The 20,707-nt window shown below is 63.7% G+C and carries 18 protein-coding genes and 1 riboswitch; of the genes, 10 read left to right on the top strand and 8 right to left on the bottom strand.

What is annotated here, in order from left to right; all coding sequences use genetic code 11:
- Window positions 1-30: 30 nt before the first annotated feature.
- From GJ699_RS29300 to GJ699_RS29290, 3 genes are read left to right on the top strand one after another with little or no spacing between them, the layout of a single operon-like run.
- Window positions 31-2,166: a S46 family peptidase gene (locus GJ699_RS29300; RefSeq protein WP_154382966.1), complete on the top strand. Its 2,136-nt coding sequence runs from the start codon at window positions 31-33 to the stop codon at window positions 2,164-2,166.
- Window positions 2,167-2,175: 9 nt separating this feature from the next.
- Entirely contained in the window at window positions 2,176-2,817 is a 642-nt protein-coding gene (gene pnuC / locus GJ699_RS29295) for a nicotinamide riboside transporter PnuC (RefSeq protein WP_154382965.1), read from the top strand.
- Window positions 2,814-3,329, top strand: a complete 516-nt coding sequence (locus tag GJ699_RS29290; protein WP_154382964.1) for an AAA family ATPase — start codon at window positions 2,814-2,816, stop codon at window positions 3,327-3,329. The genes pnuC and GJ699_RS29290 overlap by 4 nt, the downstream gene beginning before the upstream one ends.
- On the opposite strand, the gene GJ699_RS29285 is transcribed toward GJ699_RS29290, so the two are convergent.
- Window positions 3,326-5,461: a TonB-dependent siderophore receptor gene (locus GJ699_RS29285; RefSeq protein ID WP_154382963.1), complete on the bottom strand. Its 2,136-nt coding sequence runs from the start codon at window positions 5,459-5,461 to the stop codon at window positions 3,326-3,328. The genes GJ699_RS29290 and GJ699_RS29285 overlap by 4 nt on opposite strands.
- Before the next feature lie 55 nt (window positions 5,462-5,516).
- A riboswitch (TPP riboswitch) is annotated at window positions 5,517-5,615 on the bottom strand.
- A gap of 183 nt (window positions 5,616-5,798) precedes the next feature.
- On the opposite strand from GJ699_RS29285, the gene GJ699_RS29280 reads away from it, so the two are divergent.
- Window positions 5,799-6,299, top strand: a complete 501-nt coding sequence (locus GJ699_RS29280) for an Imm26 family immunity protein (protein WP_154382962.1) — start codon at window positions 5,799-5,801, stop codon at window positions 6,297-6,299.
- On the opposite strand, the gene GJ699_RS29275 is transcribed toward GJ699_RS29280, so the two are convergent.
- From GJ699_RS29275 to ompR, 3 genes are read right to left on the bottom strand one after another with little or no spacing between them, the layout of a single operon-like run.
- Complete coding sequence (locus GJ699_RS29275) at window positions 6,271-6,996, bottom strand: hypothetical protein (protein WP_195763677.1); 726 nt, start codon at window positions 6,994-6,996, stop codon at window positions 6,271-6,273. The two genes, GJ699_RS29280 and GJ699_RS29275, sit on opposite strands and share 29 nt — an antisense overlap.
- Window positions 6,996-8,345 carry an ATP-binding protein gene (locus tag GJ699_RS29270; RefSeq protein ID WP_371867708.1) on the bottom strand — a complete coding sequence of 450 codons (1,350 nt, stop codon included), beginning with the start codon at window positions 8,343-8,345 and terminating at the stop codon, window positions 6,996-6,998. Before GJ699_RS29270 ends, GJ699_RS29275 begins: the two co-directional genes overlap by 1 nt.
- Before the next feature lie 7 nt (window positions 8,346-8,352).
- Window positions 8,353-9,120, bottom strand: a complete 768-nt coding sequence (gene ompR / locus GJ699_RS29265; RefSeq protein WP_154382961.1) for an osmolarity response regulator transcription factor OmpR — start codon at window positions 9,118-9,120, stop codon at window positions 8,353-8,355.
- Window positions 9,121-9,291: 171 nt separating this feature from the next.
- On the opposite strand from ompR, the gene GJ699_RS29260 reads away from it, so the two are divergent.
- From GJ699_RS29260 to GJ699_RS29250, 3 genes are all read left to right on the top strand, one after another.
- Complete coding sequence (locus GJ699_RS29260) at window positions 9,292-9,690, top strand: hypothetical protein (protein WP_154382960.1); 399 nt, start codon at window positions 9,292-9,294, stop codon at window positions 9,688-9,690.
- 302 nt (window positions 9,691-9,992) lie between these two features.
- A complete protein-coding gene (locus tag GJ699_RS29255) occupies window positions 9,993-11,786 on the top strand; it encodes a flagellar assembly protein A (RefSeq protein ID WP_229262355.1) in 1,794 nt (597 codons plus the stop codon).
- A 99-nt stretch (window positions 11,787-11,885) separates the two neighbouring features.
- The gene (locus GJ699_RS29250) at window positions 11,886-13,754 is read left to right on the top strand and encodes a flagellar assembly protein A (RefSeq protein ID WP_371867707.1); all 1,869 of its coding nucleotides are present in this window, start codon (window positions 11,886-11,888) and stop codon (window positions 13,752-13,754) included.
- Here the strand turns inward: GJ699_RS29250 and GJ699_RS29245 are convergent.
- Window positions 13,739-14,641: a LysR family transcriptional regulator gene (locus GJ699_RS29245; protein WP_154382958.1), complete on the bottom strand. Its 903-nt coding sequence runs from the start codon at window positions 14,639-14,641 to the stop codon at window positions 13,739-13,741. The two genes, GJ699_RS29250 and GJ699_RS29245, sit on opposite strands and share 16 nt — an antisense overlap.
- Window positions 14,642-14,709: 68 nt before the next feature.
- On the opposite strand from GJ699_RS29245, the gene GJ699_RS29240 reads away from it, so the two are divergent.
- Window positions 14,710-15,441: a sulfite exporter TauE/SafE family protein gene (locus GJ699_RS29240; protein ID WP_154382957.1), complete on the top strand. Its 732-nt coding sequence runs from the start codon at window positions 14,710-14,712 to the stop codon at window positions 15,439-15,441.
- Here GJ699_RS29240 and GJ699_RS29235 read toward each other — a convergent pair.
- Window positions 15,417-16,211, bottom strand: coding sequence for a helix-turn-helix transcriptional regulator (locus tag GJ699_RS29235; protein WP_443093243.1), 795 nt, complete (start codon window positions 16,209-16,211; stop codon window positions 15,417-15,419). The two genes, GJ699_RS29240 and GJ699_RS29235, sit on opposite strands and share 25 nt — an antisense overlap.
- A gap of 91 nt (window positions 16,212-16,302) precedes the next feature.
- On the opposite strand from GJ699_RS29235, the gene GJ699_RS29230 reads away from it, so the two are divergent.
- Complete coding sequence (locus tag GJ699_RS29230; protein WP_154382956.1) at window positions 16,303-17,736, top strand: MFS transporter; 1,434 nt, start codon at window positions 16,303-16,305, stop codon at window positions 17,734-17,736.
- On the opposite strand, the gene arfB is transcribed toward GJ699_RS29230, so the two are convergent.
- Window positions 17,733-18,125: an alternative ribosome rescue aminoacyl-tRNA hydrolase ArfB gene (gene arfB, locus GJ699_RS29225; RefSeq protein ID WP_154382955.1), complete on the bottom strand. Its 393-nt coding sequence runs from the start codon at window positions 18,123-18,125 to the stop codon at window positions 17,733-17,735. The two genes, GJ699_RS29230 and arfB, sit on opposite strands and share 4 nt — an antisense overlap.
- Before the next feature lie 114 nt (window positions 18,126-18,239).
- Here arfB and GJ699_RS29220 point away from each other — a divergent pair, with 114 nt between their 5' ends.
- The gene (locus GJ699_RS29220) at window positions 18,240-18,710 is read left to right on the top strand and encodes a chemotaxis protein CheW (protein ID WP_154382954.1); all 471 of its coding nucleotides are present in this window, start codon (window positions 18,240-18,242) and stop codon (window positions 18,708-18,710) included.
- Here the strand turns inward: GJ699_RS29220 and GJ699_RS29215 are convergent.
- Window positions 18,707-20,686: an ATP-binding cassette domain-containing protein gene (locus tag GJ699_RS29215; protein ID WP_229262354.1), complete on the bottom strand. Its 1,980-nt coding sequence runs from the start codon at window positions 20,684-20,686 to the stop codon at window positions 18,707-18,709. The two genes, GJ699_RS29220 and GJ699_RS29215, sit on opposite strands and share 4 nt — an antisense overlap.
- Window positions 20,687-20,707: the final 21 nt, after the last annotated feature.

Below are 20,707 nucleotides of genomic sequence, written 5' to 3'. Positions count from 1 at the left end.
TGGCGCCGAAAATCATTCAGGGGCCATACCTTGTTAAAAAATCTAGTCATTCCCGCCGCGCTGCTGTGCGCCACGAGCGCATATGCCGACGAAGGGCAATGGCAGCCATACCAGCTGCCGCAACTGAAATCCGAATTGAAACGCATCGGCATCACGATTCCAGCCGAGAAGCTGGCCGACCTGTCGAAACATCCGATGAGCGCCATGGTGGCGCTGCCCGGCTGCTCCGCATCCTTCGTGTCGGACGCCGGCCTGGTGGTCACCAACCACCATTGCGCGTATGGCGCCATCCAGCGCAATTCCACGCCTGAACATAACTACATCGCCAACGGCTTCCTGGCCAAGACCCGCGCCGACGAGCTGCCGGGTGGCCCCAACACGCTGGTGTACGTGACCGACAAAGTGGAAAACGTCACCAGCCGCGTGCTGAAAAATATCACGCCCGCGATGAGCGGCAGGCAGCGCAGCGAAGCGGTTGAACGCAATATCAAAGCGCTGATCGCGGAATGCGAGAGCGACAAATTCTACCGCTGCTCGGTGCCGGCCTTCCATCGTGGCCTGGAGTACTACCGCATCCGCCAGATGATGATACGCGACGTGCGCCTGGTGTACGCGCCTGCCAACTCGCTGGGCGACTTTGGCGGCGACATCGACAACTACGAATGGCCGCGCCATGTGGGCGACTATTCCTTCCTGCGCGCCTACGTCGGCAAGGACGGCCGTCCGGCTGAACCGTCGCCGGACAATGTGCCTTACCATTCGAAGGACTTCCTGGTGGTGTCGGCCGAGGGGCTGAAGAACGGCGATCCCGTGCTGCTGGCCGGTTATCCTGGCCGCACCAGCCGCTACAAGCTGCCGTCCGAAATCCGCTATGCGCGCGATGCCGCTTATCCGGCCAAGGCCGGCGAAATCCAGGCCGACCTGGACGTGATCGCCGCCGCCACTAAAGACAGCGAAGCTGGCGTGGTGCGCTATGCCAGCGTGGTCAAGAGCTTGAACAACGTGCTGAAGAAAACCCGTGGCCTGATGGACGGCTTCGCACGCAAGGACATCGCTGCCATCAAGGACGTGCAGGATGCCGAGTTCCGCGCCTGGTACGGCAAGCAGGCCAACGCCGACAAGAAGCTGCTGACCGAACTGGATGCGCTGATCGCCGCCGACATCGCCCTCAGCGACGAGGAATTCGGCCACAGCGTCGCCACCACCAGCGATCTGCTGAAGTCTGGCGCCACACTGTATCGCCTGGCGCTGGAAAGCGCCAAGCCGGACGCAGAGCGTGAGAGCGGCTACCAGCAGCGCGACCTGGCCTTCATCAAGGCGCGCCTGAACCGTCTGGAACAGTCCTACGTCGGCAGCGTCGACCAGGCGCGCTTCAGCGCCGCGCTGCAACGCTACGCCAAGCTGCCGAAATCGATGCACATGAATGGTCTGGACGAGTTGTTGCCAACGGCGGACGCGGTGCCGGCGCTGTACGCGCAGTCGCAACTGGGCGATACCGCGATTCGCCTGTCGTGGCTGGGCAAGGATGCCGCCGCCATCGCCGCATCGGATGACGCCTTCCTCAAGCTGGCGGTGAAGCTGGACGGCGTGTCGCAGGCGTTGAAGGAGCGTCGCCGTGAACTGGACGGCAATCTGGAACGCGTGATCCCGCAATACATGGCGGCCGTGATCGCGTGGAAGAAATCGCAGGGCAAGCCGGTGTATCCGGATGCGAATTCGACCTTGCGCGTTACTTACGGCACCGTGGCGCCGTATTCGCCGAAGGATGGCATCACCAAGGGACCGTTCACCACTATCGAAGGCATCGTCGAGAAGAACACTGGCAAGGCGCCGTTCGACGCGCCGCAGAATCTGCTGGATGCGATCAAGGCCAAGCGCTATGGCCAGTTCAAGGATCCGGTATTGGGCACGGTGCCGGTCGACTTCCTGACCAGCGCCGATACCACCGGCGGCAATTCCGGTTCGGCGGTGATGAACAAGAACGGCGAGCTGATAGGCCTGAACTTCGATTCGACCTACGAGTCGATTACCAAAGACTGGTACTTCGACCGCGACATCACGCGCGCCATCCATCTGGATATTCGCTATATGTTGTGGGTGATGTCGGAGGTGGACCACGCCGACAACGTGCTCAAAGAGCTGACCATCAAATATCCACATAAATAAACGGCTTCCATGAACGATTCCCTGCTCGCCATGGTCAACAGCGGCATCACGCTGTTTGGCCTGCCCACCACGCCGCTCGAAGTGGCGGGCTTTGTGCTGGCGGTGATCACCGTCCTGCTGAACATCTACCAACTGCACTGGGCGTGGCTGTTCGCCATCGTCTCGTCGGCGGTGTATGGCCTAGTGTTCTACGCCTCGCGCCTGTATGGCGACATGGGCTTGCAGCTGGTATTCATCTCGGTGTCGTTCTGGGGCTGGTATCAATGGCTGCGGCCTGGCTTGCAGCACACGCCGGCGTTGCCGGTGACGCGGCTGTCGGCGCGCGGCTGGCTGTGGGCCTTGGCCGGCTGGGTTGCCGGCTTTGGCGCGCTGTGGTGGTTCCTGGCCAGCTACACCGATACTGACGTGCCGCGCGCCGATGCCTTCCTCACCGCCGGCAGTCTGGTGGGGCAGGTGCTGCTGTCGCGTAAAAAGCTGGAAAACTGGCACGCGTGGATCATCGTCGACGTGCTGTACGTCGCGCTGTACATCCACAAGGATCTGCATCTGACCGCGATTCTGTACGCGGTGTTCGTGGCGATGGCGGTGGCCGGCCTGCTGGCCTGGAAAAAGGCGGCGCCGGATGCGCCGGACACCATGGTGCTTAAATGACGCTGCGGCGCATCGCCATACTTGGCGCTGAGTCGTCCGGCAAGTCGACGCTGGCGCGCGCGCTGGCGGAGCGTTACGTCACCGGCTGGGTGCCGGAATATCTGCGCGAATTCGTGCTGACGCGCGAGCGCGTGCCAATGTCTTCCGATCAGTATTTCATCGCCAGCATGCAGGCGCAGCGTGAGGATGCAGCGGCGCAGGATGCGCAGCGCTGGCTGTTCTGCGACACCACGCCGTTGATGACGGCGGTCTACAGCCAGCACTACTTCGGCGGCGCCGATGTGCCGCTGGTCGTGCTGGTGGCCACGCGCCGCTATGACCTGACCATCGTCACCGCGCCGGACAGCCCGTGGGTGGCGGATGGCCTGCAGCGCGACTCCGATGAAGTCCGCCAGCAGGTGCATCGCCTGCTGCTGGCTGAGTTGAGCGCGCGCGGCACGCCGTATGTGCTGGTCAGCGGTGAGCTGGAACAGCGCGTCGCCCAGGTGGCCGACGCGCTGGCCGCGCTTTAAAGGTCGAACTGCACCGAGGCGCGGTAGGTGCGGGAGGCGCCCGGCATCAGGTAACCGCCCAGATCCGGCGTGACGTCGCGCCAGTAGAAGCGGTCAAATGCATTGTCGATACCGGCGCGGAAGGTGGTGCCGACGTTGCCGATGCGGGTGGCGTACGACGCGCTCAGATTCACCACATGATAGGCCGGCACGAACACCGTGTTGGCTGCATCAAACGCCTTCTTGCCCGAGTACTGCCAGTTGGCGCCCAGCTTCAAGCCCGCTACCTGCGGCACCAGATAATCCGCATACACCGATGATTTGAACGCCGCTACATCGGTCACGCGTTTGCCGTCCGTGTCCGCCAAGCCGGTGCCGCTTTGCTGCGTGTTCAGCGCGGTGGCCGAGACGCCCACCGTCAACTCACGCGAAGCGCGGCCGTTCAGCGCCAGTTCCAGGCCACGGCTCTGCGCCTCGCCATTGCGCACGTAGTAATTACTGGCGGCGTCGAGGTACTCCAGTCCCTTGCGGATCTGGAACAGCGCCACGCTGGCGCTGATGTCCTGACGGATGTCAGCCTTGATGCCCACTTCCACCTGCTTCGATTTGCCCGGCGCCAGCGCACGGCCGTAGTTTTTGGCGCCAAGCGGCGCGGTACCGCCATGCTCCAGACCCTGGGCGTAGGACGCATAGGTCGCGACATTCGGGCGCACGTTGTAGACCAGCGCCACGTTCGGCAGCCAGAAGCCCATGTCGGTGTGGGCGTAAGGCAGTACCACGTCATCATCGTCGACGCCGATGTACTCGTCGCGCTTAACTTTGACGTAGCGCGCGCCGGCGTGCAGCTTCAGTTGCTCGTTCAGGCTAACGATATCCTGTGCGAACACAGCGCGTTCGTTGTCGCGACGGCGCTCCGAGACCGGGCCGCTGTCGCCAGTCGCCGGCGTTACCGCAACCGGATGGTAGATGTTGCTGACGCCAGACAAGTCGTACAGATAGTCGCCCCATTTCTCGCTGTTCTTGAAGAACGAGGTGCCGAAGGTAGTGTCGTGCTGAATTCCGGCGGTGGCGAAGCGGCCCTGCAGCAGCGCTTGCGCGGTCAGCGGCGACTTCTTCTCGCCACGGCTGATGTAGTTGTAGACATCGTAATCGCCATTGCCGCAGTAGCCTGGATACAGATCCTGATCGCTGCAGCCGTAAGGGAAGGCGGTGTAATCGTCGCGCTTGAACTGGTGCTGATTGGCGCTCAGCGTCGCGTTCCACTGTGGCGAAAATTTGTACTCGAAGCGCACGCCGACGTTGGTACTGGTGGTTTCCACCGGACGGCTCCATGGCTGATCGTTCAGCATGGTGTCGGCATCGACCACCGGCAGCGTGGTGCCGTTAATCAGCTGGAAGCCAGGCGCCGTGACCTGGGACTTGCGCTGGTAATCGGCATCCACTTGCAGCAGCGCGTCAGGCGAGATGCGCCAGTCGAAAGCGGCCGAGATGAACTTGCGGTTGCCGTCCGCGCCCTTGATGTAAGAACGCAGGCGTTCGGCGGCGGCGTTGATGCGGTAGCCGAAGCGGGTATCCTCAAAGCGGCCACCCAGATCGACCGCGCCGTACAGCGTGCCGCGTTCACGGGTTTCCAGCACCACCGTGCGCAGCGGCGTATCGGTCGGACGCTTGGTGACGTAATTGATGATGCCACCCGGCGCCGACACGCCGGCCTGCAGACCGGACAAACCTTTCAGCACCTCCAGCCGCTCCTTGTTCTCCAGCGGAATCTGGGTATCGCCGGTGATGGCCATGCCGTCCTTGCGGTAGCTCGATTCGTTATCCAGCTTGAAGCCGCGAATCGAGAACTGCTCGGCGTAGCCGACCGCGTTGTACGAATCGCTGAGGCTAGCGTCGTAGCGGGCGGCGTCGGTGGTGGAGCGGATTTGCAGGTCCAGCATCTGTTGGGCGGTCAGCACACTGACTGACGCCGGCGTCTCCAGCAGCGGCGCGTTGCCGAAGCCGGCCACGCTGGCGCTAGCGGCGCGCGCCTTGGCGCCGCTGACAACGACTTCCGGTAGCGATTGATCGGCTTCTTCCGCGCGCGCGGTCACGGTGGTCAACTGTAAAACCGCCAGGGCGATGGCGGACACTGCAAAGTTTGGTGTGGACATATCTGCTCTCTACGTGTTCGGCTGGATGCCGGCGAAGAGAGCCATAAAGGAGGGGAGACCGACTTTTGCGCTTTCCTTCGCTGGCATTATCCAGATCAGGTACGAAGGGTATCTCTCACCCGGAAACAACGTTCCAGGACCCCTAGCGAGCCGCCAGTGTAACACAGATAACTCCGGGGTCAGGTCCATCATTTCTACACGAGCCCAGCTGTAGCCGTACGGCTACAGCTGGGCTCGTGTAGAAATGATGGACCTGACCCCGGAGTTGTGCGACGTGTTTTGCGTGGCGTCGCTACACTTCCGACTTGCGCCGTCGGGCGCTTTTGAAAGGGTTGGAATGAAGCAGTCGTATCAAGAGGGGAGCTGGTTTGCCGTGCCATTGCTGGACGGCGGCTACGGTTGGGGTTTGGTGGCGCGCTTGTCGCCGGGCAGTAAGATTATGCTGGCCTATCTGTTCGGCCCCAAATTGCCGCGCTTTCCGTCGGTGGAGGAGTTGAATACTTTGCAGCCGCACGATGCGGTCAAGGCGTTGCGCTGTGGCGATATGGCGCTGGCCAGCGGCCATTGGCCTGTGCTGGGTCAGATCGAGGTCTGGCAGCCGGCGATGTGGCCGGTGCCGCAGTTCCTGCGCCGCGCCGATGCGCTCAAGCGTGCCTGGCGCGTTACTTATTCGGATGCGGATCCCAGCCGCTCCGAGCGCGAGGAGTCCGTACCCTACGAGACCGAGGGACTGGAGACGGATTCGCTGTATGGCTACGGTTCGACCGAGCTATTGTTGACCAAGCTGCTGGAGGCGCCGGAGCATCCGATCAATCAGCAGAGTCCTGCGCACAGTTGACGTTCCACGCGACGTATTCGCCACGGTGTTTGCGCACCGCGACTTTGACGCGGGTGTCGCGGTCGCTCTCGAATACCATGCCAACCATGGCCGGCGCGCCGTTGGCCGGCGCCGCCGGTTCGATGGCGCTGAAGCGGAACGTCAGCGCGCGCTGGCGCGCACAGGATGAGTTCCCGGCAAACAGTAGCCGCGCCCGCGCCAGCAGTTCGCGGTGCTGGCGCAGCAGGGCGGTGACGTCGGCCGGATTCACCGCCGGGTCCATCCGGGTGGTGTATTGGGCGGCGGTGCAGATGACGTTGGGCGTGGCCAGCCACACATACCATTCTGGCGCGGCGGCGGACGAGATCCAGCGCTGGCCCTTGGGTGCTTTGGCGTCGTAGATGTAGCTGGTGCGGATTTGCCGGCACAGGTCGGGCGTGAAGTGGCGCGGCGAGGAGTCGACGCGGGCGATCACTTGCCACGGCTGGCCGCGCCGGCGCTGGATGTCGAACGCCGGCGCAAACAGCGAGGCGCCGCCGCTGACGTTGGCCGGCACCTGCTGGCGATAGTAGTCGTCAAACGAGCTGCGTTCTTCCGCGCTCGGCTCGCGCGTTTGCGGCGGCTGCGGCGGCTGCGGCGCCTTGGACTTGGCCAATGGCGCGGCATACGCACTCCACGCCATGGCCGCCAGCGCGGCCGGGAGCAGGGCGCGCCGCATCACAATGCCTTCATCACGATCTGGATCAGCAGCCCGCCGCCGTCGCGGTTGCGCACCTGCAGTTCGGCGTTGTGGCGCTGGATCACGCGCTCGACGATGGCCAGTCCCAGCCCGGCGCCATTGGCCTGGCCGCGCGCCGCGTCCAGCCGGGTGAAGGGCTTGAGCAGTTGCTCGATCTGTTCCGCCGGCACGCCGACGCCATGGTCCTGCACTTCGATCGTCACGCGGGCGCTCTTGACGCTGCATTTGATGTCGATCTCGGTGTAGTCCTGCCCCGGCGTTTTGCCATAGCGGCGGGCGTTTTCAATCAGGTTGTTGATGACGCGCTTGATGTCGGTGGGATTGCCCATCGCATGTACGCCTGGCGCGATGTCGGTGGCGATGCGCACGTCCGGCAGCCGCGCCGCTTCGTGCGCGGTGTCGCTCAGTAGTTCGCTGAGGTGGACGTTGGTGAAGCTGGACGCCTCGGTTGGTTTGGCGTAGTCGAGGAACTGGCCGATGATGTCGTCCATCTGGCTGATGTCGGACTGGATGCCGTCGCGCGCTTCGTCGGACAGGTGGGCCATCTCGACCTCCAGCTGCATGCGTGCCAGCGGCGTGCGCAGGTCGTGCGAGATGCCGGCCAGGATCACGGCGCGGTCGGATTCAACCTGCTGCAAATCGTCGACCATCTGGTTGAAGCTGCGGTTGGCCTCCATGATTTCGAGCGGGCCTTTTTCCGGCAGCGGCGCCGGGCGCTTGCCCTGGGCGAAGTCGCGCGTGGCCTGGGTCAGGCGGCGCAGCGGCAGGTTGATCAGGCTGGAGATGAAGGCCGCGCCCAGCAAGGACACCACCGACACCACGCTGGCCCAGCCCAGCCACTGTATGCCGGTCAGGCCGCGTATGCGTTCGCGCTCCAGCATCAGCCAGTACTGGTCATCGTCGATGTTGAAGCTGACCCAGAAGCCGGCCACGCCATTGACCTTGGACGAAAAACGCGTGTCGGCGCCCAGTTTGGCCTTGACCAGCTTTTCGATGTCCGGCATCAGCGCGTTGTCGGCCGGCGGCTCGACTTTGTCGTCGTCCTCCAGCGGAAACACGCGAATGCCTTCGTTGGACACCAGCTCAAACAGCAGCTCGCGCCGCAGTTCGGGCGCGGAGTGGGTGAGGGCGGCGTGGGTGATGGTGACCACCGAGATCACCTGGGCCGAGATCTGCTGCACCATCGGCTCGTGCTGCACCACGCTGATCATGCCGACCCAGGCCGTCATGCTGGTGGTGGTGAGCGCGCCAAGCAGGAAGAAGGTGCGCCAGAATAAGCCGCTTTTCAGGCTGGCCAAACGCAGGGAGAACAGCGACTTCATAGGCATGCGCGGGTTATCGCGGCTGGCCCTCCGGAATGAACACATAGCCCAGACCCCACACGGTCTGGATGTACAGCGGGCTGGATGGATCGGGCTCGATCAGCTTGCGCAGGCGCGAGATCTGCACGTCCAGGCTGCGGTCGAATACTTCGTACTCGCGGCCGCGCGCCAGTTCCATCAGCTTCTCGCGCGACAGCGGTTGGCGCGCGTGGCGGGCAAACACTTTCAGCACCGAGAATTCGCCGGTGGTCAGCGGCACGGTCTCGCCGTTTTTCTTCAGCGTGCGGGTGCCCAGGTCCAGCACGAACTGGCCGAACTCGAAGGTCTGCGGGGTTTCCGACGGCGCGCCGGGGATTTCGTCCGGGCCGCGGCGACGCAGCACGGCGCCGATGCGGGCCACCAGTTCGCGCGGGTTGAAGGGTTTCGGCAGGTAGTCGTCAGCGCCCATTTCCAGGCCGACGATGCGGTCCACGTCTTCACCTTTGGCGGTCAGCATGATGATCGGGGTCTGGTCGCCGGCGCCGCGCAGGCGGCGGCAGATCGACAGGCCATCTTCGCCAGGCAGCATCAGGTCCAGCACCAGCAGGTCGTAGCGTTCGCGCAGCCATAGCTTGTTCATGGCGGTCGCGCTTTCGGCGGTGAAGACGTTGAAGCCTTGCTCGGTCAGATAGCGGCGCAGCAGATCGCGCAGACGCACGTCGTCGTCCACCACCATGATCTTCGCTGCGTGGCCTTGCGAGTTGGCGTTGTTGTTGCCGGATTCAGTCGTTGTGCTAGTCATTTGGCTGCCAGATTTGTCTTATTCATGTTGCTATGGTAACGTCATATTCGTCCTGCGAAAACGAGGACAGATAACCCATTACAAAGTGTTACAAACTTTACCCAATTAGCCTTACCCCCTCAGTCAAAGCATCATACACTGCGGGCATAGATTCAGCTCTTTAGGAACACCATGTTCATCGATCACAAAAAAAAATTCGCGGCAGCTAGCGCATCTTTTTGCGTTCGATCGGCGGTGGTCTTCGCGCTGATTTTGGGTTCGCTGGGTGCCGGTATTGTGCGTGCCGAAGGTCCGGATGGCGGCGGCCCGCAACGCCGCGATCCACCGCCGCAACAGCAACAGGGCAGTGCCTCGCGCAGCAGTTCGTCCGACCAGCGCAGCAGCGATGCGCGTTCGCTGGAGCGCTACGAAGCGCGCACCGAAGAACAGCGTCGCCAACTGCAGGAAGCCAACCACAACGCCGAAATCAACCGTCGCATGAACCGCATGACGCCGGACGAGCGCCGTGATCTGCGCCGCCAGATCAACGAGGTGGGGCAAGACCTGTACGCGCTGCCGCCGCGCCGTTAATTCCACATCAATAAAAGATAATTAAACTGCACTGTTGATGTTTAATTATTATTGATCTGTATCAATATCCTCACAGTCTTTGTGCTTTTAGTGGCAGTCCTCCTATCTTTTGCATGGTCAGCGTGTAAGATTAATTAATTACACGCAATGCCTTCCGGCCCACGCGTGCCGTTTGGAGGAAGACCGTGGTTCAAGACGTTGCATCCGCAGCGCTAGCCGCCGGCTCGGAGTCAGAAGCTCCCGGCCCCGGCTTGCCTCTTGGTTTGGTAAAGCGAGCGGACGGAATTTATATCGATCTGGGCATGAATAAACCGGCGCTGGTGGCGGCGGTCACGCATGTCTATCAATCCGGCTGGTACCTGGCCGGCCTGGATTATCCCGCGCTCATCAAGGCATTGTACGGCGTCGGTCCCGACACCGGCGCGCTACAGGCGTTGCGCCTGGCCGACGAACTGCGGCTGTTCGAGGGCAGCCGGCTGGCGCTGTATAAAAATCCCAAAATGAGTCTGTCGTACGCCGAGTATTACTTCCAGCAGCTGTACACGGAAGAGATGACGCTGCCCGACGGTACCGTGATTCCGGAACGCCCGGTGCAGCTGGATATCGACGAATTCATCGCCGACATGTGGAACAAGGGCATACGCTTCGGCATCGACGTGGCGGCGGTGAAAACCGCGATGGTCGCCATCAAGGCCGATCGCATCACCTTCGCCTCCGACCTGGAGCCGGCGCCGGGGCAGGACGCCACCGTGGTCGAGGTGTCGCAGGATCTGCATCGCAGCAATGCGCCCAAGGCGCGCGCCGATGGCCGCATCGACCTGCAAAGCTTCCAGAACCGCTTCCCGCAGATTCAGGCCAATATGCGGCTGCTGAAGAAGATCCCGTCGGTGCCTGGCCTGCCGGGCTTCGATATGGCGGGCCGCAAGACCGAGCCGGAACCGCCCAAGGATCTGACGCTGCGCTTCTACGCCGGCGAGGGCACCGAGGCGCAGACGCAGGCCGACGGCGAATATCTGGTGTCGACGCGCGAGGGCTTTCTCAGTGTGGATTCGAAATCCAGGCGCATCTCCATCACCGACAAGATCATCAGCCTGGAGGGCGTGAGCGGCCGCACCACCGGCAACCTGCAGCTGGCCGGCGCCTACGAGGAATACGGCGACGTGCAGGAACAGCGCGATGTCACCGGCAGCGACATCACGGTACACGGCCATGTGTACGGCAATATCAACTCGCGCGGCGGCACGGTGGTGCTGGACAAGAACCTGGTCAGCGGCAGCGTGCATAACGCCAGCGGCAGCATCGCCATCGCCGGCGTGGCCTCCAATTCGGTGATTTATGCGGCCAATGGCGCGGTGACCATGAAGCGCGCCGAGAACTGCATCATCTCCGGCACCAGCGTGAAGATCGAGGAAGCCTCCAACTGCGAGATCATCGCGGACGAGGTGTTTATCGAACTGGCCGAGGGTTGCGCCATCGCCGGCCGCAACGTGGAAGTGGAAAGCGCCGGCCCGCGCCGCCGCACCGAGATGATTATCCATGTGCTGGTCAAGGATGTGACCCGCTTCGATCAGGAGATCGCGGATCTGGAAATGCGGATTGCGGCCTTCGCCCAGTCCAATCTGGCCAGCCAGCAGGAGATCGACCGCATCTCGGCGCTGCCGGACGTGCGTCGCTATCTGGCGCTGGCGGCCAAGCTGCGCACCCAGGAATTGATGCTGACGCCGGAGCAGGGCACGCATCTGCGCAAGATCGCCGGCGCGGTGGCGGAGGAGGTGAAAGCGATCCAGAAGCACAAGACCGATCTGCAAGTCGGTCAGACCCAGCACAATCTACTGAGCGACAGGCTGGGACGCGTGATTCAGCAGAAGCTGGAAGCGGCCGGCGTGGCCCGCTGCGGCCTGCACATGACCAGCGGCGAGACGGTGGTGCGCACCATGCCGTTTGCGGCCGATACCGCGGCGCTGCGCCAACTGCCGCCCAAGGACCTGAAGCAGCGGCTGCGCGGCACGCCGAGCGGTGGCGAGTTGCTGTTTGCCGACAGCGCGGGCTCGCTGGACTGGCATCTGAATCCGTTGCAACGGCCGGCATCCCCTTGACCGGCTGGCGCAAGCCCTGTGTAACATGCTAATCTTGGGCTAACATCAAAAAGTGAAGGGCGTCGTCCGCCCGACGTACATCTTCCTGGGGATCACACTGTGTCAGACGACGCCAAGGCGCTGGAACAAACTGCGGAAGGCGAGTTGCCGGCAGGGCTGGTCAGGCGGCCGGACGGCATCTACTTCCTGGCCGATGCGACCGCGGTGACTTGTCTGACGGCGGTGAGCCAGATCTTCCTCAGTAGCGCCTATTTCGCCGGCCTCGATTACGCGGTCTATAGCAAGATGCTGTACAACGTCGGCCCGGACTTGCCGGAGCGCTTGCGCGATCAACCGCTGCTGCGCTTCGCCGACAGCATCCAGCCGTTTCATGCGGCGCGGCGGGCCTTGTACAAGACCGTGAAGATCATCAACGGCGAGGCCGAATACTATTTCGAGCCGGTGTTCTTTGAGGTGCCGGACCTGCCGCCGCAACCGGCGCGGCTGAATTTCGATGAATTCGTGTCCGACATGTGGGTCAAGGGGATACGCTTCGGTATCGATGCGCCGGCGGTGCGCGATGTGATAGCCACCGGCCGGCTGGCACGCATCACGGTGGCGCGCCGGCTCAATGCGACGCCGGGCAAGGATGCTTCTATCGTCGAAGTGTCGCAGGATATCCACCGCAGCAATGCGCCCAAGGAGATGGGCGACGGCCGGCTGGATCTGCAGACTTTCCAGAACCGCTTCCCGCAAGTGAAGCCGCACGTCAAACTACTGCGCAAGGTGCCGAGCGCGCCGGGTGTGCGCGGCTTTGAGTTATCGGGCCTGGTGCTGGAGCCGCCGGTGCCCAAGGATCTGGAGTTGAGCAGCGTGGCCGGCGAGGGCACGGTGATCGAACATCTGCGCGGTGGCGAGTTCCTGTTGTCGGCGGTGGAGGGTTTTTTGAGCGTCGATCCCGGCTCGCGGCGCCTGTCGATCGGGCCCAAGATCATCAGCCGCGAAGGCGTGAGCGCGCGCACCACCGGCAATCTGCAGCTGACCGGCGAGTACGAAGAGTTTGGCGATGTGCAGGAACAGCGTTCGGTCGAAGGCGGCAATATCACCATCCATGGCAACGTGTTCGGGAATATTGTTTCGCGTGGTGGCGACATCGTATTGAGCAAGAACCTGATGGGCGGTACGGCCACCAACGCCGACGGCGGCATCCGCGTGAAGGGCGTGGCATCGGGTGCGGTGCTGCAGACCAAGCGCGGCGAGATCATGCTGACGCGGGCTGAGAGCTGCATCATCTCCGGTTCGCGGGTGGTGATCGGTGAAGCCTCCAACTGCGAGATCATGGCCGACGAGGTGGTGATTAAAGTGGCCGAGGGCTGCGCGATTGCCGCCCGCAAGATCGAGATTGTGCATGCCGGGCCGCGCAAGCAAACCGAGATGCTGTTGTACGCGCTGGTGCCGGATACCTCCAAGTTCGACAAGAAAATCGCGGATCTGCAGCCGCGCGTGGCCTCGGCGGCGCGCGAGGCCGATGTGCGCAGAGCCGAGATGGACGCCATCACCGGTCAGACCGAGGTGCGCAACTACCTGACGCTGGCCAACCGCGTGCGCAAGCGCGAGGTGGTGCTGACACCGGAGCAATTGCCGCTGTTCGAGAAGATGGCGGAAGCGGTGGGACCGTCGCTGCGGCGGGTGGCCAAGATTTCGCTGGCGGTGAAGGCGGCGCAGGTGCAGCAGCAACAGGCGCAGGAAGAGGTCAATCAGGTGCAGCGGCAGAAGCAGGCGCTGGTACGCGGTTCACGCTGTGTGGTGGAACTGCTGACCGGCGACGTGCTGCTGCGGACCATGACTTTCACGCCGGGCGAGCCACCGCCGTATGACCGTGCGCCGAAGGACGTCAAGGCCAAGGTGCGCACCGCCGTGCCGGGCATGAAGGTGCTGCATTCCGGCCCGGTGGGGCCAATCGGCTGGACGCCTTACGAAGAAGAGTGATCGCGGCGCAGCGCCGCCACCAATTCCCTCGCATAGACCGGCAGCGCATCGGCGTCGCGTACACAGATCAGCAGCTTGCGGTCGGCCCATTCGTCGCTGAGTTTGACGATGCGCAGTTGCTCGGCGCTGCGGCGCGCCGCCGCTTCCGGCAGCAGTGCCACGCCGGCGCCGCTGGCGGTCATGCGGCAGATCGCTTCAAAGCTCAGTAGACGGATCTTGGTATGAATGCGCCGCCCCAGCCGCGCCGCCTGTTCGTTGGCGTTTTGCTGGAAGGCGCTGTCGCCATTCAGGCCAATGAAGTCGGGATCCAGTGCTTCCGCGAAGGCGATATGGCGGCGCTGCTTCAACTGATGCGCCAGCGGATGGCTGCGCGCCATCACCAGCACCAGCGGGTCGTCGCGGAAGGGGAAGGTTTGCAATGCCGTGTGGTCGACCGCGTCCGAGATGATGCCAATGTCGGCGGCGCCGTCGGCGATCACCTGCACGATTTCGCGGCTCATGCCTTCTTCCAGATTGATGTTCAGCTGCGGATGGCTGGTGAGGAAGGCGGCCAGCGCATCGGGCAGGAATTCGGTGATGGCGGAGGTGTTGCACAGCAGCCGCACCTGGCCTTTGAGGCCACTGGCGAATTGCGCCAGCTCGGCGTGCATGGTTTCAACCTGCCGGGTGATGCTGCGGGCGTGCTGCAGCAGCGTGCGGCCGGCTTCGGTGGGCTCGGCGCCACGCCGGCCGCGCTGCAATAGCGGCACGTTCAGGGCTTCCTCCATGCCACGGATGCGGGCGCTGGCCGAGGGCAGCGCCAGGTGCGCGCGTTCGGCGCCGGCGGTGATGCTGCCGCTTTCCGCGATGTGGATGAACAGTTTCAGGTCGGTCAGGTCGAAGCGCATAGCCTATGGATAATCCGAAGTCTGACTCAGTATATTCCAGATTTTCAGGCCGCGCGCCGCACGTCACAATGGCTCCCATGGATATCTTGTTTATTGCCGTTGTTTTTATACTGGCCGGCCTGGTGAAGGGCGTTACCGGCATGGGCCTGCCGACCGTCGCGGTGGCTCTGCTGACGCTGCGCATGCCGCCGCTGGAAGCCGCCGCGCTACTGATTGTGCCTTCGTCTGTCACGAATGTATGGCAGCTGGCGTCCGGCAGCGCGCTGTATCCGCTGTGGCAGCGCTTCAAGTGGCTGTTGCTGGCGGTGTGCGCCGGTACCGCGTTTGCCGCCTTGCTGGGCGCCGCCTGGTGGGCCGGCGCGGTGCTCGGGCTGGCGCTGCTGGGCTACGGCGTGCTGGGGCTCACTGGCTGGCGTATGCGGGTCGCGCCGCGCCACCAGGCATGGGCTGGACCGTTGGCCGGCGCCACCACCGGCCTGGTGGCCGGCATGACCGGCGTGTTTGTGATGCCGGTCGCGCCGTATCTGCAAGCGCTCAACCTGAGCAAGGATGAGCTGATCCAGGCGCTGGGCATGGCTTTCACGGTCGGCACGCTGGCGCTGGCCACCATGCTGGCGGTGCGCGGCGAATGGCACGCCACGGCGGCCGGGGCTTCCTTGCTGGCGCTGATCCCGGCCATCGCCGGCATGCGGCTGGGGCAGTGGCTGCGTGACCGCATGCGCCCGGAAGTGTTCCGTCGCTGCTTCTTCAGCGCGCTGGTGGCGCTGGGCGCGCATCAGTTGATCTCCGCCTTCGCATAGATCGCCAGCCGCAGGTGGCGGTCCTCGTCAACGGTCAGGGTAGTGTGCTCATATTCCTCGACGCTGCCGTCAATCAGCAATGGTCGATGGCCGGCGCAGGGCGCGCTCATTTCATGTTGGCGCCACCAGGCTTTGAACTCGGGGGAGGCGCGCGTCAGTTGCTCCACCAGTTGGTGGATATCGGCTTCCTGGGCGGCTCGCACGTAGTCGCGGCGGAAGCTGGACAGCATCTGCTGCGCTTGTCGCTCCCAGCCAACCAGCCGCTCCCGCAGCAGTGGGTCGGTGAACAAGAGCCACAACAAATTGCGCTGACCGGGCGCATGGCCGCCGAAGCCGAACAGTTGGTCGGCGGTGGCGTTGAAGCCCAATACGTCCCAGCGCAGGTTCAGCACATAGGCCGCGTGCGGCGCCAGATCGTGCATCAGGCGACGCACCAGCGGCGGCAGCACGCACCAGGTTTTGCCGGGTTCCACCGGTGGCCGCTGATGCGCCAGCAGGAACAGGTGACGGCGCTCGGCGGCATCGAGTTTCAGCACGCGGGCCAGGTTGTCCAGGAACGCCGCCGACACGCCGATCTCGCGGCCCTGTTCAAGCCAGGTGTACCAGGTTAGCCCGACGCCCGCCAGCGCCGCCACTTCTTCCCTGCGCAGTCCGGGCGTGCGCCGCCGCGCGCCGCTGGGCAGTCCAACTTCGCTCGGCGACAGGCGTTCACGGCGCGCGCGCAAAAACGCGGCCAGATCGTGGCGGTTTCGTTCCAGGGTTCGCATCATTGGCGATTGCTTTCAGTAATAGTATAAACAGTTAAATTGTAACGGTTTAAAAGCGGCTTGATAATCATGCGTTTTATCCCGGACCCGCCCGATGACCCTACCTCCTTTTGCGCTCGCATCGCCTCCGCCCTGGCGCGGACTGGCCGTGCTGCTGCTGGCCGGCTTTGTTACGATATTCGATCTGTTTGTGGTCAATGTGGCCATCCCCAGCATGCAGGCAGGCCTGGGGGCTGATCTGGCGCAGATCGGCTTTATCGTGGCGGCTTACGAACTGGCCTTTGGCGCGCTGCTGATTACCGGCGGCCGCCTGGGCGATCGCTTCGGCCGCCGCCGACTGTTCGTCGTGGGCATGGCAGGCTTCCTGGTCGCCTCGGCCTTGTGCGGGTTGGCTCCCGATACCGTGTTCCTGATCGTCGCCAGGGTGTTGCAAGGGCTGGCGGCGGCGCTGCTGTTCCCGCAGGTGTACGCGTCGATTCGCGTCAATTTCAACGGCGACGACAGTCGCCGTGCCTTCGGCTGGTTGGGGATGACGCTGGGTCTGGCCGCCATCGCAGGCCAGGTACTGGGCGGGTGGCTGGTGCATGCCGATCTGTTTGGGCTGGGCTGGCGCAGCATTTTCCTGATCAACGTGCCCATCAGCCTGATCGCGATCGCGACGGCGCGCGCGATTCCTGAAACGCGCGCGCGCCAGCGGCCGACATTGGATTGGCCTGGTGTGGCACTGGTCAGCACCGGACTGGCGCTGCTGTTGGTGCCGCTGATCGAAGGGCCGGCACAAGGCTGGCCAGGCTGGAGCCTGTGGATGCTGGCCGTGGCCATCGTGCTGCTGGCGGCTTTTTATCACCAGCAGGAACGGCGGCGCGCCGCAGGTTTGCTGCCGCTGGTGGATATGCGCCTGCTGGCGCAGCGCCGCTTCGCGCTGGGGGCGCTGCTGGTGCTGCTGGTCTATTCCACCTCCAGTTCCTTCTTCCTGTGTTTCGCGCTGCTGGTGCAATCCGGCCTGGGGCTTGATCCATTTGTGGCGGGCAGTATTTTCGCGCCCTGTAGCGGCGGGTTTATCGCGGCCTCGCTGCTGGCGCCGCGCATGGTCGCGCGCTGGGGCGTTCGCGCGATACTTGGCGGCGCGCTGATTTACGCCATCGCGATCGGACTGCTGATCGCCCAGGTGCGGGCGGCGGGGGCGACGCTGGCGCCGGCGGCGCTGATACCGCTGCTGATCGTGGTCGGCGCCGGCCAAGGGAGCGTCATGACACCTCTATTGAATCTGGTGCTGGGCGTGGTGGACGAAGCGCAGGCCGGCATGGCGTCGGGCCTGATCTCGACCGTGCAGCAGGTCGGTGCGGCACTCGGTGTGGCGGTGGTTGGCATGCTGTTTGGCGCGCAGCTGGCCGCTGTCGATGGATGGGCCGCGCCAGCCGCGCGCTATGTTTCGGCCTTTGTGGCGGGGATGGGCTACAACCTCGGCGCGGCCTCGCTGGCCTGCGTTTTGTTGTTCATGCTGGTCAGGGTGCAAGCACGCCACTAGATGGTGACTTTGCCGCGCAGCTGTTTGCGGGCGCTGTCCTTGGCCTTGCCGTCAAGCCGGCGACGCTGCGAACTGCGCGTCGGCTTGGTCGGGCGGCGGGTCGGCGGCAGCACGGCCACGCTGTCCACCAGTTCCTGCAGGCGGCGCAACGCGTCTTCCTTGTTGGCTTCCAGGCTGCGCGACTGCTGCGCCTTCAGCACCACCACGCCTTCGCGCGTGATGCGGTTGTCGTGCAGTGCCAGCAGGCGCTCCTTGATATGCTCTGGCAGCGACGAGGCGCCGATGTCGAAGCGTGCGTGCACCGCGTTGGATACCTTGTTGACGTTCTGACCTCCCGGGCCCTGGGCGCGGATGGCGATGAAAGCTACCTGGTCGGGATCGATGTTCATGCGCCGATTGTAGCAAACACGCCCACGCTTCCGAAGACATTGATGTTGCTCAACGCTTGCCGCAAGGCACGCGGTTAGGATGGCACTTGCTGTTCTCCGAACGAAAGGATCATCATGTCTACCCCGAACACGCAGGATGCAGAGGCGCGCCAGTATCTGGTCTTCCGGCTGGGCGGACTCGATTACGCGCTGGAATTCAACAAGGTGCAGGAGCTGCGGCCCTTGCAGGCGCTGGAGCGCTTTTCGTCGGACGGGGAGATCATCAGCGGCGTGGTGGTGTCGCGCGGTGTCATCATGCCGATCGTCGACATGCGCATCGCCTTCGGCCCACGGCCGCCGCAGCACGATCCGCTGACGGACGTGATCATCCTCAAGCTGTCCAGCTGCGTGATGGGAATGGTGGTGGATGGCGTGACGGATATCGTCGCGCTGAAGCCGGAACAGATCCAGCCGATTGCCGGCGCGGCGGCGGTGGATTACCTCACCGGCCTGGTGGAAGTGGACGGGCGCCGTTTAATCGTGGTGGACATCGATAAGCTGATGTCCATCCGCAAAGTGCAATTCGGCGCCCGCCAGGCTGCTTAGGCTAACGCCTCCAACTGCTCATTCAACGCCAGCCACTGCTCTTCCAGTTCACCCAAGTCCTTGGTGAAGAAGGTCTGATCCGCCAGCAGCTGCTTCAACTTGGCCTTGTTGGCGGCGTCGTAGATGGATTCCTCACCCAGCTTGGCATCCACATCCGCCTTCTGCGCGGTGCGCTTGGCGATCTGCTCATCCAGACGCTTGATCTTCTGCTCGATCGGCTTGCGCAGCGCGGACAGGCGCTGGCGTTCTTCCGCGTCCTTGCGCTTCTGTTCCTTGCTGTTGACCGCCACGGCGGCCGGATCGGCCTTGGCTGGCGCCACCGGCGACTGCACCGGGAAATCGGTCTTGTTGTCCTTGCCCGCCGCCGGCAGCACGTCGGTGCCTTTACCCAGCTTGGTCTGGAACAGCCAGTCCTTGTAGTCATCCAGGTCGCCGTCGAACGGCTGCAGCTTGCCGTCAGCGACGATGATGAACTGGTCGGTGGTGGCGCGCAGCAGGTGACGATCGTGAGAGACCACCACCAGCGTGCCCTCAAACTGCGCCAGCGCCTCGGTCAGCGCCTCGCGGGTTTCCAGATCCAGGTGATTGGTCGGCTCATCGAGCAGCAGCAGGTTGGGGCGCTGCCACACGATCAGGGCCAATGCCAGGCGCGCTTTCTCGCCGCCGGAGAACGGCGCGATCGAGCTGGTGACCATGGTACCGGGGAAGTTGAAGCCGCCCAGGAAGTTGCGCAGCTCTTGCTCGCGCACGGTCGGTGCGATCTTCGCCAGGTGCCACAGCGGCGATTCGTCGTGGCGCAGCATCTCCACCTGGTGCTGGGCGAAGTAGCCGATGTTCAGGCCCTTGCCGGTGGTCGATTCGCCGGTCAGCGGCGCAATGTCGCCGGCGATGGTCTTGATCAGCGTCGATTTGCCGGCGCCGTTCACGCCCAGCAGGCCGATACGCTGGCCGATCTGCAGCGAGAAGTTGATGTTGTTGACGATGGTCTTGTGCGTGATCTCGCCGGTGTTCTGGTTTTCGATCTTGTAGCCGGCGTCGACATCTTCCATCACCAGCAGCGGGTTCGGTGCGCTCAGCGGCTCGCGGAACTCGAACGAGAATTCGGCGGCGGCGCGCAACGGCGCCAGTTCTTCCATCTTGGCCAGCGCCTTCATGCGGCTCTGCGCCTGGCGGGCCTTGGAGGCTTGCGCTTTGAAGCGGTTGACGAACGACTCCAGGTGGGCGCGCTTGCGCTGCTGCTTTTCCAGCGCGCCGGCGGCCAGGATCATCTGCGCCGCGCGTTGACGTTCGAAGGCCGAGTAGTTGCCCGAGTAGCGTTTCAGCTTGCGCTCGTCGATGTGCACCACGACGTTGACGATTTCGTCGAGGAAGTCGCGGTCGTGGGAGATGATCAGCAGCGTGCCGGCGTAGCGTTTGAGCCAGTCTTCCAGCCAGATGATGGCGTCCAGGTCCAGGTGATTGGTTGGTTCGTCAAGCAGCAGCAGATCGGAAGGGCACATCAGCGCCTGCGCCAGATTCAGGCGCATGCGCCAGCCGCCGGAGAAGCTGGCCACCGGCTGCTGCATCTGGTCCAGCGAGAAGCCGAGGCCCAGCAGCAGCTGTTCGCCGCGCGACTGCACGGTGTAAGCGTCGGCGTCGGCCAGTGCGCTGTAGACTTCACCGATGGCGATGCCGTTCTCGGTCGATTCCGGCTCGGACTCCAGGCGCGCCAGTTCGGTTTCCAGCTTGCGCAGGTTGACGTCGCCGTCGATGGCGTAATCGAGCGCCGCGCGATCCAGTGGCGGGGTTTCCTGCGCCACGTAAGCGACGCGCCATTTGGCGGGGAAGTCGATATCGCCCTGGTCCGGATGCAGCTCGCCGCGCATCATCGCGAACAGGCTGGATTTGCCGGCGCCATTGGCGCCGATCAGACCGATTTTGTCGCCGGGGTTGAGGGTAACGTCGACTTGTTCCAGCAGCGGCTTCACGCCGCGCATTAAACTAACTTGATTGAAGCG

It is taken from the genome of Duganella guangzhouensis, assembly GCF_009674535.1.
Taxonomy (GTDB): Bacteria; Pseudomonadota; Gammaproteobacteria; order Burkholderiales; family Burkholderiaceae_D; genus Rugamonas; species Rugamonas guangzhouensis.
Note: the sequence above shows the minus strand (reverse complement) of the source record. Positions and strands in the feature narration are given on the sequence as shown.

Excerpts from the sequence above, each read along its gene's own strand:
- pnuC (WP_154382965.1), top strand. The coding sequence starts at position 2,176 with ATGAACGATTCCCTGCTCGCCATGGTCAACAGCGGCATCACGCTGTTT.
- GJ699_RS29290 (WP_154382964.1), top strand. The coding sequence starts at position 2,814 with ATGACGCTGCGGCGCATCGCCATACTTGGCGCTGAGTCGTCCGGCAAG.
- GJ699_RS29285 (WP_154382963.1), bottom strand. The coding sequence starts at position 5,461 with ATGTCCACACCAAACTTTGCAGTGTCCGCCATCGCCCTGGCGGTTTTA.
- GJ699_RS29280 (WP_154382962.1), top strand. The coding sequence starts at position 5,799 with ATGAAGCAGTCGTATCAAGAGGGGAGCTGGTTTGCCGTGCCATTGCTG.
- GJ699_RS29275 (WP_195763677.1), bottom strand. The coding sequence starts at position 6,996 with ATGCGGCGCGCCCTGCTCCCGGCCGCGCTGGCGGCCATGGCGTGGAGT.
- GJ699_RS29270 (WP_371867708.1), bottom strand. The coding sequence starts at position 8,345 with ATGCCTATGAAGTCGCTGTTCTCCCTGCGTTTGGCCAGCCTGAAAAGC.
- ompR (WP_154382961.1), bottom strand. The coding sequence starts at position 9,120 with ATGACTAGCACAACGACTGAATCCGGCAACAACAACGCCAACTCGCAA.
- GJ699_RS29260 (WP_154382960.1), top strand. The coding sequence starts at position 9,292 with ATGTTCATCGATCACAAAAAAAAATTCGCGGCAGCTAGCGCATCTTTT.
- GJ699_RS29255 (WP_229262355.1), top strand. The coding sequence starts at position 9,993 with ATGAATAAACCGGCGCTGGTGGCGGCGGTCACGCATGTCTATCAATCC.
- GJ699_RS29245 (WP_154382958.1), bottom strand. The coding sequence starts at position 14,641 with ATGCGCTTCGACCTGACCGACCTGAAACTGTTCATCCACATCGCGGAA.
- GJ699_RS29240 (WP_154382957.1), top strand. The coding sequence starts at position 14,710 with ATGGCTCCCATGGATATCTTGTTTATTGCCGTTGTTTTTATACTGGCC.
- GJ699_RS29235 (WP_443093243.1), bottom strand. The coding sequence starts at position 16,211 with ATGATGCGAACCCTGGAACGAAACCGCCACGATCTGGCCGCGTTTTTG.
- GJ699_RS29230 (WP_154382956.1), top strand. The coding sequence starts at position 16,303 with ATGACCCTACCTCCTTTTGCGCTCGCATCGCCTCCGCCCTGGCGCGGA.
- arfB (WP_154382955.1), bottom strand. The coding sequence starts at position 18,125 with ATGAACATCGATCCCGACCAGGTAGCTTTCATCGCCATCCGCGCCCAG.
- GJ699_RS29220 (WP_154382954.1), top strand. The coding sequence starts at position 18,240 with ATGTCTACCCCGAACACGCAGGATGCAGAGGCGCGCCAGTATCTGGTC.
- GJ699_RS29215 (WP_229262354.1), bottom strand. The coding sequence starts at position 20,686 with ATGCGCGGCGTGAAGCCGCTGCTGGAACAAGTCGACGTTACCCTCAAC.